The sequence below is a fragment of the Thiomonas delicata genome, assembly GCF_900088825.1.
In the GTDB taxonomy this organism is placed as follows: domain Bacteria; phylum Pseudomonadota; class Gammaproteobacteria; order Burkholderiales; family Burkholderiaceae_C; genus Thiomonas_A; species Thiomonas_A delicata.
Genome location: NZ_LT592170.1, coordinates 1,612,253 through 1,624,959 on the forward strand (window position 1 = coordinate 1,612,253; position 12,707 = coordinate 1,624,959).

The 12,707-nt window shown below is 68.1% G+C and carries 12 protein-coding genes; 4 read left to right on the forward strand and 8 right to left on the reverse strand.

From position 1 onward, the window contains the following. Window positions 1-42: 42 nt before the first annotated feature. Window positions 43-2,208: a chorismate-binding protein gene (locus THIARS_RS07690; RefSeq protein WP_245845635.1), complete on the forward strand. Its 2,166-nt coding sequence runs from the start codon at window positions 43-45 to the stop codon at window positions 2,206-2,208. 278 nt (window positions 2,209-2,486) lie between these two features. Further along, window positions 2,487-3,392 carry a peptidylprolyl isomerase gene (locus tag THIARS_RS07700; RefSeq protein ID WP_094160104.1) on the forward strand — a complete coding sequence of 302 codons (906 nt, stop codon included), beginning with the start codon at window positions 2,487-2,489 and terminating at the stop codon, window positions 3,390-3,392. A gap of 222 nt (window positions 3,393-3,614) precedes the next feature. Here THIARS_RS07700 and THIARS_RS07705 read toward each other — a convergent pair whose 3' ends face one another. From THIARS_RS07705 to THIARS_RS07720, 4 genes are all read right to left on the reverse strand, one after another. Next, window positions 3,615-3,986 carry a hypothetical protein gene (locus THIARS_RS07705; RefSeq protein WP_094160105.1) on the reverse strand — a complete coding sequence of 124 codons (372 nt, stop codon included), beginning with the start codon at window positions 3,984-3,986 and terminating at the stop codon, window positions 3,615-3,617. A gap of 48 nt (window positions 3,987-4,034) precedes the next feature. After that, the gene (locus THIARS_RS07710) at window positions 4,035-5,096 is read right to left on the reverse strand and encodes a histone deacetylase family protein (RefSeq protein WP_094160692.1); all 1,062 of its coding nucleotides are present in this window, start codon (window positions 5,094-5,096) and stop codon (window positions 4,035-4,037) included. Between the two features lie 40 nt (window positions 5,097-5,136). Continuing rightward, a complete protein-coding gene (locus THIARS_RS07715) occupies window positions 5,137-6,177 on the reverse strand; it encodes an alpha/beta hydrolase (RefSeq protein ID WP_094160106.1) in 1,041 nt (346 codons plus the stop codon). 195 nt (window positions 6,178-6,372) lie between these two features. Continuing rightward, complete coding sequence (locus THIARS_RS07720) at window positions 6,373-6,783, reverse strand: winged helix-turn-helix transcriptional regulator (protein ID WP_094160107.1); 411 nt, start codon at window positions 6,781-6,783, stop codon at window positions 6,373-6,375. Window positions 6,784-6,874: 91 nt separating this feature from the next. Between THIARS_RS07720 and THIARS_RS07725 the strand changes: the two genes are divergently transcribed. Next, on the forward strand, window positions 6,875-7,546 hold the full coding sequence (locus THIARS_RS07725; protein WP_245845638.1) for a hypothetical protein: 672 nt from the start codon (window positions 6,875-6,877) through the stop codon (window positions 7,544-7,546). Between the two features lie 71 nt (window positions 7,547-7,617). On the opposite strand, the gene THIARS_RS19105 is transcribed toward THIARS_RS07725, so the two are convergent. The 3 genes from THIARS_RS19105 to THIARS_RS07740 form a co-directional block, all read right to left on the reverse strand. Further along, window positions 7,618-7,986 carry a hypothetical protein gene (locus THIARS_RS19105; RefSeq protein WP_281254187.1) on the reverse strand — a complete coding sequence of 123 codons (369 nt, stop codon included), beginning with the start codon at window positions 7,984-7,986 and terminating at the stop codon, window positions 7,618-7,620. 167 nt (window positions 7,987-8,153) lie between these two features. Beyond that, window positions 8,154-8,732, reverse strand: coding sequence for an outer membrane beta-barrel protein (locus tag THIARS_RS18585; protein ID WP_186436593.1), 579 nt, complete (start codon window positions 8,730-8,732; stop codon window positions 8,154-8,156). A gap of 310 nt (window positions 8,733-9,042) precedes the next feature. Then, window positions 9,043-9,963, reverse strand: coding sequence for a LysR family transcriptional regulator (locus THIARS_RS07740; RefSeq protein ID WP_094160694.1), 921 nt, complete (start codon window positions 9,961-9,963; stop codon window positions 9,043-9,045). 94 nt (window positions 9,964-10,057) lie between these two features. Here THIARS_RS07740 and metE point away from each other — a divergent pair, with 94 nt between their 5' ends. Then, window positions 10,058-12,352: a 5-methyltetrahydropteroyltriglutamate--homocysteine S-methyltransferase gene (gene metE / locus THIARS_RS07745; RefSeq protein ID WP_094160110.1), complete on the forward strand. Its 2,295-nt coding sequence runs from the start codon at window positions 10,058-10,060 to the stop codon at window positions 12,350-12,352. Here metE and THIARS_RS07750 read toward each other — a convergent pair. Then, window positions 12,349-12,690 (reverse strand): TfoX/Sxy family protein, encoded by a 342-nt coding sequence (locus THIARS_RS07750; protein ID WP_094160695.1) that lies wholly within the window; start codon window positions 12,688-12,690, stop codon window positions 12,349-12,351. The two genes, metE and THIARS_RS07750, sit on opposite strands and share 4 nt — an antisense overlap. Between the last annotated feature and the right edge of the window lie 17 nt (window positions 12,691-12,707).

The following is a 12,707-nucleotide window of genomic DNA, read 5'->3' on the forward strand; positions in this document are numbered from 1 at the left end:
CAGACCACGCACCCCGCCGCAACGCCCGCGAAACTACTCACCGTGACCACACCCACCGCGCCCGGCCTGCCTGACGCCGCCACGTCCTTCGTGCTGTTCGACCCGGCCGACGGCCCCGCGCGTCTGTACACCGCACTCCTCGCGCAGCGCACCGCCCGCACCGAGGCCGAAGCCGCCGCCATGCCAGCCTGGGCCGGCGAGGAACTCGCGCGCGGGCGCGAGGTGGCGCTGTTCGCCGCCTTCGAGGCCGCGCACGCGCTGGCCGGGCTGCCGCTGGCGCACGCGCCCATCACGCCGCTGGTGCAGGGCTTGAGCTTTGCCGGGGCCGCCGCGCTGGACGGCGACGCCGCGGTGGACGCCTGGCTGTGCGCCCAGCTCGCCGCCCGCGGCGAGGCCGATGCCCCGGCGGGTCTGGCCGGCTGGCGGCGCGGCGTCACGCAGGCCCGCTACACCCAGGCGCTCGCGCGCATCGCCGCCTATCTCGCGGCGGGCGACACCTACCAGATCGACTACACCTTCCCGTTGCACGCCCGTGCCTTCGGCCACCCGCTGGCGCTGTACCGCGCCCTGCGCCGGAGCCAGCCCACCGCCTACCGCTGCCTGGCCTATCTGGCGGAGGTTGATGGACGGCCCACCGACGCCTGCGGCGCCGCCCCCCGAGGGGGTTCCAGCCCGCTTGGGGCGGCTCGGCGCGAGCTGGATGGACCGCCCCCGGATGCCTGCGGCGTCGCCTCCCGAGGGGGTTCCAGCCTGCTTGAGGCGGCTCGGCGCGGGCTGGATGGACGGCCCCCGGATGCCTGCGACGTCACTCCCCGAGGCGGTTCCAAGCCGGCGCGGGCTGGGGGGCGCTGGGTGCTCAGCCTTTCGCCCGAATTGTTCTTCGCCCTTGAACCGGGCGGGCGCATCAGCGCGCGGCCCATGAAGGGCACCGCGCCGCGCCATGCCGACCCTGCCGCCGACGCACGCGCCGCGCGCGAACTGGCGGCCGACGCGAAGAACCGCGCCGAGAACCTCATGATCCTGGACTTGCTGCGCAACGACCTGGGCCGAGTCGCCGTGCCCGGCAGCGTGCGGGTGCCGCGGCGCTTCACCGTCGAGCCCTATCCCCGCGTGTGGCAAATGACCTCCAGCGTGCAGGCCGAACTCGCGCCCCGGGTGGGCTGGCCCGCGCTATGGGCCGCGCTGTTTCCCTGTGGCTCGGTGGTGGGCGCGCCCAAGCACCGCAGCATGCAGATCATCGGCGAGCTGGAGCCCGCTGCGCGCGGCCTGTACACCGGCGCCATCGGCTGGCTGCAACCCGCGTCCGCCAACGACAGCGCGGTGCGGCCCGGCAGCCCGCAGGCCGTGCGCGGCGTGTTCAGCGTCGCCATCCGCACCCTGGAAATCGAGGCTGGCGTGCGCGCCGGCACCCGCGCCGCGCGCATGGGTCTGGGCAGCGGCGTGGTGGCCGATTCCGACCCCAAGGCCGAGTGGGCCGAATGCCTGCTCAAGGCCCGCTTCGCCACCGGGCTGGACCCAGGCTTCGGCCTCATCGAAACCTTCGCCGCGCGCTGGCCCGAGCAGGGCGCCCACATCGCGCCGCACCTGGCGCGCCTGGCCCGCTCCGCCCGTTATTTCGGCTTCCGTTTCGACCGCCGCGCCCTGCTCGAACGTCTGGCGCAGGCCCACGCCCCGCTGCCCGCCACGGCAGCCTGGCCCTGGAACCACCGCACCCGCATCGAACTGCGGCACGACGGCAGCTTCACTCTCGCCACCGCACCCATCGCCCCGCTGAACCTGCACGAAGGCCGCGTGCGCGTGCTGCTCGCCGACCAACTGTTGCCCGACGCCGTGCTCGATCCGGCGGATGTCTTCCTGCGCCACAAGACCACCCATCGCGCCCGTTATGACGCCGCCTGGAAAGCCGCCGAGGCGCAAGGCGCGTTCGACGCCCTGTTCTTCAACACCCGCGGCGAGCTGTGCGAAGGCGGGCGCAGCAGCGTGTTCGTCAAGCTCGCCGGCCGCTGGTACACCCCGCCGCTGCGCTGCGGCCTGCTCCCCGGCGTGGCCCGCGCCGCGCTGTTGGCCGACCCCGCCTTCGCCGCACGCGAACGCGTCCTCACCCGCGCCGACCTACTCGCCGCCGAAGACCTGCGCCTGACCAACGCGCTGCGCGGCGCGCTGCCGGCTTGGCTGGATGCCGACGAGGATGGCGGGGCCAGCGCTTAGCCATGGCCTGCGCGCACGGCAGGCCGCGCCGCGGCGCGGCATTGGCTTGCGGCCAGACGCCAAGGCGCATGGTCAGCTCACGGTTTTCGATGAGTTTGACCGCTGGGCTTTTGAAGGGGCTTGAAGCGGCCGGATGCAAGACTGTCGGCCACGAGTGGACATTGTCAGACCTGCTCTGGATGCCTGATTCTGGCCGGAGGCTATATGTCAGCGTCTATTTCCACGATAGAATTTTCGGCGAAAGCAAGAAAAACAAATAACGGCCAGTACGGGTGCAAATGATCCAATGGCTCAAATTTCTCTGGCGTGCATTGACTGATCGTCGGAGCTTCGTGGTGTTTGCCGTTGCCACCAGCGGATGCGCATATCACGAGCCGTATCCGGAAAAATGGGCCCCGATCGCAAATGACCCGCTGCTGTGCGCTCATATCAATGGGGAATACACCCCGTATGACTACCGTTCCCGCCTTGTCATCAGCTGGGTGGCCGGTAACGCGTATCCTGAGCCGCCTGCCAAGGTCGTCGCCGCCGATCGACTTGATTTGAGAATTTCAGGCAACAGCCTCACGGCAACCGCTTACCTCGACGGCGCGATAATCGCTCAAAAACAATACGATTTTCAATGCAGCGGGGACTCGCTGATACTGGACCTCGGCCGGAGGTTCCAGGCAGGACAGGGGACCGTTGGCTACGACTCGACTCTGTTGCGTGTTCGCAAGGACACCTCAGGTTCCCTCGTCGTGAATGAAGAAAGCTCGGGGGTCGGCGCATACGGTCCAATTCCATTCGCCGGCAGTTCGTCAGCGTGGGTCGGAAGGTTGCTGCCCTACGATCCGGGCGCGATGATCCCGCAAAAGCCGATCGAGCGCCCTCAGGCGTGCGAGTACAACGTCTCCCAGATTTTTGTCGACACCAGGGAAGAGGCGGAGAAAGTCGAGCAAGCCCTCGACCAAGGGGAGAGCTTTGAGCAGTTGGCGGCCATCCGCAATCGACCTTTTTTGCGACTTCAAAAGGGTTTGGTGGGGTGGATTTCTCCAAATGTCTTTCCGAAGTGGAGGGCAACCATTGTGGGTCTGAAAAAGGGGGAATACAGCCGGGTGCCGGTCGAAGACCAAGCCGGATGGCACATTATCAAGGTGAATGATGTGAGGCCTGATGGCTGCATCGCGGTGATGGCGCCCTGAGATCATTCCTTGGTGCCTCCACGATTCCGAGCACTGCGGCGGATTGAGCCTGGCCGTCAGATATGGTCGAGATGAGACCTTCGACTAGCCCTCCCCGCAGTCAGCAGTTGTCATCCAATCCGGCATCGCATTGTCAACGGCCATCCAAGGCAAGTCCAAGATCGCCGCCTACAAAGATCTCCCCCCGCCCGGCCGCCACGCCGGGCCGGCGATCGCATCGGGTCAGAACTTCACGAACTCGCCTTCGGGCATGCTTGTCATGACGGCCATGGCGGTGGTGCGAGGCGGTGGGCGTTGGTCTTGGGTCCGATGCGCCTCGGGGGCGGAGAGCGCCGCTGCCGGTGCGGTGCCGGCGACCGTGTCGGGCAGCTGGAATTGCTCGACCGTGCGCTGCAACGTCGCGGCCTGCTGGTTCATTTCGTCGGCCGTTGCCGCAAGTTCCTCGGATGCCGTGGCGTTGTGCTGCGTGGAGGTGTTGACGTGGGCGACGGCCTGGCTGATCTGCTCGATGCCGCTGGCTTGTTCTTCGCTGGCGGTGTTGATGTCGCCGACCAGGTCGGCGGTCTTGACAATGACCGGCACCATGTCGTGCATGGAACATCCGCGGCGGGCGCGAGCTGGATCGACGCCGCCAAGGCTGACTCACACCGCCTGCGCAAACCCTTCCAGCAGGTTCACCGCATTGGTGCCGACCTCGGCGACGGCGTAGCCGCCCTCGAAGGTGAACACGGTGGGCAAGCCGGCGCCGGCCAGGGCTTGGCCGACGGCGAGGTAGTCGGCGCTGTGAAGTTGGAAGCCGGAGATGGGGTCGCCTGCGAAGGTGTCCAGCCCCATGGGCACCACCAGCGCGGTGGCGCCGAAGCGGGCCACCGCGTTCAGGGCTTGGTCCAGCGCCGCGCGCCAGGTGGCGAAGCCGGTGCCGCGCGGCAGTGGCAGGTTGAGGTTGCAGCCCGCGCCGGCCTCGGCGCCGCGTTCGTCGGCGTGGCCGAGGAAGAAGGGGTATTCGGTGGCCGGGTCCCCGTGGATGGAGACGGTGAGCACGTCCGGCCGGGCGTAGAAGATGGTCTGGGTGCCGTTGCCGTGGTGGTAGTCCACGTCGAGCACGGCCACGCGCGGGTGGCCGCCGTCGCGCAGCGCCTGGGCGGCGATGGCGGCGTTGTTGAGGAAGCAGTAGCCGCCGAAGTAGTCCGGCCCGGCGTGGTGGCCGGGCGGGCGGGAGAGGGCGAAGGCGCTGCGCGCGCCGCCGAGCACGTCCTGCGCGGCAGCCAGTGCGCAGCCGGCGCCGGCACGGGCGGCGGCCCAGGTGCCGGCCATGAGCGGGGTCCCGGCGTCGAATGCATACAGGCCCAGTTGTGCGGCGAAGTTGCGCGGCACCACGTCGGTGCGAAAGCCATGCCGGCTGGGTAGCGGCCAGACCGAGGGCAGGGCGTCGCGTTCGGCATTGGCTTGGTCCATCGCCACCCAGGCATCCCAGGCGCGGGCGAGGAAGTCGAGGTAGGGCGCGCGGTGCACGCGGGCCATGGCGGCGTGCAGTTCGGCGTCGGGAATGGCGGTGGCGAGCAGCGGGCCGAGCGGGCGGCTTTGCAGCGCGGCGAGCACGAAGTCGAGCCGGGCCGGCACCTCATGACAAGGCACCATGCGGCCGCGAAACATTTCCTGCCGGCCGGCATGCTGGGCGTGCAGCGGGTTGTGGAAGATTTTCATGGGGTGTTCGATGCAATGTTGGACGGTGATCAGCATCGTCTCACGGCGCTATCGGCCTCGGGTCGTCCCAATCGGCCTGGTGTTCGGGCCGGCTGCGCCCGCCGACGAGTTTGAGCCTGCCGTTCGCGTTGTCGCGGGTGGGCACAACCAGGCGGTCGATCTCGCCTTCCAGCGTGAGCGCGAGATCGAGGGCGAAGGTGGGGTCGCCGATGTGCCAGGCGTGGTTGAAGGTGCCGGTGAACACGGACGTGGCGGGGTCCTTGGTGCTGAAGTAGTCGGAGCAGTCCACGTTCACAGCCTTGCGCGGCACGTTGGCCGGGATGCCCACGCGCCCGGCGCGCGGCGAGGTGCCGAGGCGCTTCATGTTGGAGACGCCCAGCACCTTGTCGTAGCCGTTGGCGTAGTTGGTCAGGCGGAAGATGCGCGCGTACATCGGGCTGGCCCAGTCCGAGGTTTCGGCCAGCGAGGCGCTGGACACGTCGCCGCCGATGAAGGCGACCTGGGCGATGCGCCAGGGTTTCTTGAAAAAGCCGCCCTTTTTCGACGCGTTGGCGAAGGCTTCCATGATGACGTAGGCGCCGGTGGAATGGCCGAGCAGGTGGACGTTGATGGTGCAGCGCGGGTCTTCCACGCCGTCGGGGAACTGGGCGTCGATGAGCAGTTGCAGCACGTCGTCGATGAGGCGCTGCGCCACCTGCGAAGCGTCGTTGCGGTCTTCCAGATAGTTGAGGGTGGAGTTGTCGCTCGGCCAGTCGAACCCCACGACCAGGCCGCGCCAGCCTTGCGCCGCCAGCGTGCTCTGCAGGGTGCGGGTGCGCCAGAGCACGGTGGGGATGTCGTTGTTGTAGCCGTGCACGAAGAACAGCACGTCGCCGGTGGAGCCGGTCACGTCGTCCTCGTCGCCGTCGGCCGCGGCGATGACGGCTTTTTTCCAGCGCTCGCGCGAGATCTTGTCGGCCGGCGTGTAGTTTTGCTTGGCTGGCGACACGCGCAGGAAGGTGGTGTCACCGGGCTCCGGGATGTACTGGCCGGAATGGTCGATGGCGCGGGTGCACACCACGAAGGTATTGGTTGTTGCCATGGCACTCTCCTCGTTGCTGGATGCGTGGGGCCGCGCTGGAAGACTAGCGCGCGAGCGCCCTGTTGGAGCGGCGCTCGGGTCTGGCCGCGAGCCCGTCACCGGTGCGGGCGTCGGCGCGGGGGCTGGATGCCCAGGCCAAGCCTTGGCGATTGTGTGCCTCGGCGGCGGTTTCGCCAAGATCCGCGCGCAAGGGGTTCAGCGCGTCGTTGCGCGCCGGGTCGCCGGCTTGGCGGCGGGTCTGGCTGGGGCTTGCGGTTTGGCGGGCTCGCGCAGCGCGCGGGTGCCTGGAATGTGCGCCTTGCCCCAGCGCACGAAGGCCTGCAGCACGTCGCCGAGCGCCGCGCCCTTGGGCGTGAGCGTGTAGGCGTAGCGCACGGGACGATCCTGGTAAGCCGCGCTTTCGATCAGCCCGGCTTGCTCGAGCCGCTTCAGCCGGTCGGCCAGCAGATTGGTGGGAATGCGCTCCGGCGAGTCGAGCAGTTCGCCATAGGTGCGCTTGCCGAGCAGCAGATCGCGCACGACGAGCAGGGTCCACTTGTCGCCGATGAGGTCGAGCGTGTTGGCGACCGGGCAGGGGGATCGCTTGAAGTCCGTGGGGCGGTTCATGGTTTGGCGTCGTGTCACTTGCATATTACAAGTATTAGGGCTACGCTGCCGCAACTTGCATAATGCAAGTGACTTTGCGAAGGAGCCCATCATGTCGAATGCCACGCTTTCCCAACCCGGCCGCACCCGGGTCCCGGGCGCATCGCCCATGCCGTTGCTGGTCGGCGCCGTTCTTGCCGTCTGGCTCGCCGTCGTCGTCGCGCTGGGCGTGCGCGGCCTGTTCACCACCGCGCCCGGCACGCCGCCGCTGCCCATCCTGCTTGGTGTCGTGGCGCCGCTGCTGGTGTTCCTGGCGGCGTGGCGTGGCTCGGCGGCGTTTCGCGCCTACGTGCTCGCAGCGGATCTGCGTTTCATCGTCGCGGTGCAGGGCTGGCGCGCGGCCGGCTTCGCCTTTCTCGCGCTGTGGGCGCACGGCATCCTGCCCGGTATGTTCGCCTGGCCCGCCGGGCTTGGCGACATGGCCATCGGCTTCACCGCCCCATGGGTGCTCGCGGCCTTGCTGCGCCGGCCCGGTTTCGCCGCGAGCCGGGCCTTCGCGGCCTGGAATCTGTTCGGCATGTTGGACCTCATCGTCGCCGTCAGCCTCGGCGGGCTCAGCGCCTTCCTCGCGACTGGAGCCGCGGGAGAGATCACGACGCGCCCGATGGCCCTCATGCCGCTCATCCTCGTCCCGGCTTATCTGGTTCCGCTATTCCTCATGCTGGAAATCACCGCGCTGTTGCAGTGTTCATCCAAACCAGCGCACGATGCCTCGTTGGCATAGGACCTGGCGGCCTTACCTCGCGAAATTCTGAAACCATCGTGGAACGGTCCGCGTGTGTCGGTTTCGCGGGCCTACTGGAAGGCATAGCCGGCAAAGAAGAAGGCCACGTTGCCGTTGTTCAGGGTGCTGTTGATGCGCGGAATGAAGGTTCCATAGATGGTGAAGCGGCCGTAGCCCACCGACAGCAGGGGCAGGGCGATCGGGAAGGGGATGTTTTCGAAAATATCGGCGCGCGAGGTGATGCCGGCGGTGTAGCCGGCGCCGAACTTGAGCTTGCCCACGGGGTTCCACAACCACTGCTTGGCGTACNGAGGAATTGCCGTTGTCGTAGATGTTGGTGAGGTTCTGGCCGACGCCGTCCGCCCAGTTCTGCGCGGACCCCAGGACGGACGCCTGGCTGGCGGGGGCCAGCATCGAGATGGCTGCGAGTAAAACAGCAAGTAGTGTCCAGCGCATGATGTGCTTGGGTGGGAGTGGGGACGCGGGGCGCCGATGGTTGGTTTGAACAGGGCATCGGTGGCTTGGCTTGCGCGCCCACTCGCATGGGGTATTCCATGCGAGTGGCCGATTGACGCGGGCGGAGGCGTTCCGAATGCGCCGGACAGATTCAGAACGCGTAGTTGATGCCGAGCATGAGGGTGTCCAGATTCGCCCCGAGCTTGCCGCTTGTGTTGGAGACGAATTGGTATTCGGTGCGAACGCTCATGGCTTTGGTGATGGCATAGGACAAGCCCACGCCAATCAGGGGATCCGTGCCGGTGGCGTTGTGGGCGCCGGTCGGGCTTTCCGTCCAGTGGGCGACGCCCAGGCGGCCGAGAAGGTGCAGATGATCGGCAATCCTGTACCGGCCCAAGACGCTGGCGCTGAGCAAGGTCATCTCATAGCCCATCAGCGATTCGTAGCCGACTTCGAGCCCGACGTTTGGATTGAATCGATACCCTGCGCTGAAACCGAAATCGGAGGATTTTCCATATCCCGACGCGCTGGTGCCCGCGACGTTCGCGCCGAGCGTGAAACCGGGACTGGCGTGCGCAAGCGGTGCCGCAAGCATGCTGGCCAGGGCCAAGGATGAACATAGTTTTTTCATAAATGGTTCGGGTCGAGTGCGGGCCAAAAATGCCCCGGGACGGCCGATTCGGGCCGGCTTTAAGACAAGCGTTCTTGAACGCCAAGGCTGCGGCGCCATGGCGCGTGGATCGTCGGGCGTGCGGAAACAGGATGGGTTGGCCCGCGTTTTGTCGAGCCCGGCGCGGTGGTTTTGCCTGTCATGCCGGGGGCGAGGATGCCGATGGATGCAGCCGCATGCATATCTAGGCAACATAGAGCGAGTCCGCATCCCGAAGTTCGGAAATTCCGCTGTTTGAATCTGTGAAGAATGTGAACGTATAAATCCCTGCATACCGGGGGCCCGGTTCAATCGGGTTTCGAAAGTTTCGCCCGCGCGCATGCTGGCGCGGCCGTGCGCGTCGAGGCGGCGTTGCCCGTCGTTGACGCGCCTATGCCGACTGTGCGGCGCCCTCCAGCGCCTGGGCGCTGCCGCGCACCAGTTCCACGAACTCGCGCACATACGCGCGCTCGGCGAGCTGCGCCGGCACGGCGGCGAACAGTTCGCCGCGCAGCGGCGGCTCGCCCACCGGACGGCCGACCACATAGCCGCGCTCCAGATAGGGCAGTGCGGCCCAGCGCGGCAGCACGGCGATGCCGCGGCGCGAGGCGACCAACTGCACGATGGCGGCGGTGAGTTCGGCGGTACGGCGCGCCGGGGGCTGGACCCCCGCCGGCAGCAGAACCTGGTGCATCACGTCCAGCTTGTCGTCGGGCACGGGGTAGGTGATGAGGGTTTCGCGCGCGAAGTCGGCCGCCACCAGGTGCGGCCGCGAGGCCAGCGGGTGGTCGCGTGCGAGCAGGGCGACGAAGTCGAAGCCGAACAGCGGCAGCACGGCGAGGTCGGGCGCGGCCACCTTCTCGCCGAGGATGGCCAGGTCGGCCTGGCCGTCGCGCAGCGGCTGCAGTGGATCGGCGAGGAAGCCGGAGAGCAGGTCCATCTCCACTTCGGGCCAGCGCGGGCGCAGGGCGTCCATGGCCGGCATCAGCCAGTCGAAGCAGCTGTGGCATTCCACCGCGATGCGCAGGTTGCCGCTTTGTCCCTCGCGCAACTTGGCGATGGCGCGCTCGGTGTCGCGCACCCGGGGCAGCACCTCGGCGGCGAGATGCAGCAGGCGCTGCCCGGCGGGGGTGAAGCGCACCGCGGGCTGGGTGCGCTCGAACAGGCGCTGGCCGTAATGTTCCTCCAGCACGGCGATCTGCCGCGACAGGGCCGATTGGGTGAGATGCACCCGCTGCGCGGCGCGGGTCAGGCTGCCGGTCTCGGCCAGTGCCTGCAGGGTGGACAGATGACGCAGATCGAGAGGGCTCATGATTTCGACGCATGATTTCCATGAAAACAATTCGCTTGAATCATAGCTATGCATGAGCCATGATGCGCGTTGTTGATTCATTCGAGGAATAAGCATGATTCGCACGCATACCCTGGGCTACCCCCGCATCGGCCCGAAACGGGAGTGGAAGTTCGCGCTCGAGGCGTTCTGGGCCGGCAAGAGCAGCGAGGCCGAACTCGCCGGCAGCTGGCGCGCCCTGCGCCTGCAGCAATGGGACGACCAGCGCCAGGCCGGGCTGGACATGGTGACAGCCGGCGATTTCGCGCCCTACGACCACATCGCCGCGATGACCCTGCGCCTGGGCGCGGCCCCGGCCCGTTTCGGCTTCGAGCCGGGGCAGTCGCGCTGGGCGCGGCATTTCGCGCTGGCGCGCGGCACGTCCAGCCAGCCGGCGCTGGAACTCACCAAGTGGTTCGACACCAACTACCACTACCTCGTGCCCGAACTCGACCCTGCCACTCGCTTCGCGCCCGACGCGCAGGATCTGCTGGACGAGCTGGCACTGGCGCGCGAGCGGGGCTTGGCCGCCAAGCCTGTGCTGCCCGGCCCGCTGACCTGGCTGTGGCTGAGCAAGAGCCGCGCCCAGGGATTCGACCGCCTCGCGCTCCTGCCGGCGCTGCTCGACGCCTACGTGCGGATCCTGCGCCCCTTGCATGCCGCGGGCGCCGCATGGGTGCAGCTGGACGAGCCCATTCTGGCCCTTGACCTGCCCGACGTCTGGAAGGACGCCATGCGCGCCGCCTATGCCCAGCTTGCCGGCACCCTCGGTGCGCAGCAAGGCACAGCAGGCCTCAAGCTGCTGGTGGCCACTTACTTCGGCCCGCTGGAAGACAACCTCGACCTGGCTTGCGGGCTGCCGGTTGCCGGCTTGCACGTGGACCTGGTGCGCGGTCTGGGCGAAGCCGCCTGGGTGGCCGAGCGCTTGGGCGCGGACAAAGTGCTGTCGGCCGGCGTCATCGACGGTCGCAACGTCTGGCGCGACGACCTCGATGCCGCACTCGCCCTGCTGCGCGGCCTGCGCAGCCGCGGCGGCGAACTGTGGATCGCGCCGTCGTGCTCGCTGCTGCACGTGCCGGTGGACCTGGACGCCGAGGATGAACTGCCGCAGCCGTTCAAGGGCGGCATGGCCTTCGCCCGGCAGAAACTGGGCGAATTGCAATGGCTGGCGCAAGCCCTGCGCGAGGGCGATGCGCTCAGTCCCGCCACCGCCACCGCGCTGCAGGCCAGCCGCGCCGCGCGCGCCAACCGCCTGGCCGACGCGCGCATGCGCCGTGCCGAGCTGCGCGCGCGCATCGCCGCCCTGCCGTGCGACCAGCGCGCCAGCGGTTATGCGGCGCGCGCCGCGCGGCAGCGGGCGCGCTTCGCCTTGCCGCTGCTGCCCACCACCACCATCGGCTCGTTCCCGCAAACCGCCGACATCCGTGCCGCACGCGCCGCGTTCAAGCGCGGCGAGATCGACCTTGCCGCGTACGAACGCCGCATGCGCGAGGCCATTTCCCTGGCGGTGCGCAAGCAGGAGGAACTGGGTCTGGACGTGCTGGTGCACGGCGAGGCCGAGCGCAACGACATGGTCGAATATTTCGGCGAGCAGCTTGAAGGCGTGCTGTTCACCCGATACGGCTGGGTGCAGAGCTACGGCTCGCGTTGCGTCAAGCCGCCGGTGATTTTCGGCGACGTGCTGCGTCCCAAACCCATGACCGTGCAGTGGAGCGCCTACGCCCAGGGTCTGACGCAAAAGCCGATGAAGGGCATGCTCACCGGCCCCGTCACCCTGCTGCAATGGGCCTTCGTGCGCGACGACCTGCCGCGCAGCGAAGTGGCCCTGCAACTGGCCCTGGCGGTGCGCGACGAGGTGCAAGACCTGGAGGCCGCCGGCATCGGCATGATCCAGATCGACGAACCCGCCTTCCGCGAAGGCCTGCCGCTGCGCCAGCGCAACTGGCAGGCCTACCTGGACTGGGCCGGCCGCGCCTTCCGCCTGTCGGCCAGCGGCGTGCGCGACGACACCCAGATCCACACCCATATGTGCTACTCGGAGTTCAACGACATCATGCCGGCCATCGCCGCGCTGGACGCCGACGTCATCTCCATCGAGACCAGCCGCTCCGATATGGAACTGCTGCAAGCCTTCGGCGCGTTCCAGTACCCGAATGAAATCGGCCCCGGCGTGTGGGACATCCACTCCCCGCGCGTGCCCGACCAGGCCGAGATGGAGCGCCTGCTGCGCAAGGCGTTGGACGTGATTCCCGCCGAGCGCCTGTGGGTGAATCCGGACTGCGGCCTGAAAACCCGCGGCTGGGCGGAAACCGAGGCCGCGCTGGCCCACCTGGTGTCGGCGGCGAAGGCGGTGCGGGCCGGTACGGTCTAGGGCCGGGTCTGCCCGGCTTGGCAGGCCGCCGCACAAGCCAGTTCCACCCAGTTGCGCATGGCCTCCGGGTCTTCGAACACCTCGGGCGGGGCCTCGAAATACGGCAGGGCCACGGTCTTGCCGCGCGCCACGTAGGTGAAGGGCGCCAGGCCCCGGGCCTCGAACGCGCTGCGGGTGACGGCGTCCGCCTTCAAATAGAGTCGTCCGTCGGTGAGGATGGCGAACATGCGCGTGTCTTGGTCGATGCCGTGGCCGCCGAACATCGCGCGCAGGCGCAGCCCGTCGACGAAGGCCATGTGCTCGGTGACGAACTGGGCGAAGGTGTCGTTGCGGCGCATGATCGGACCTTCAGGCG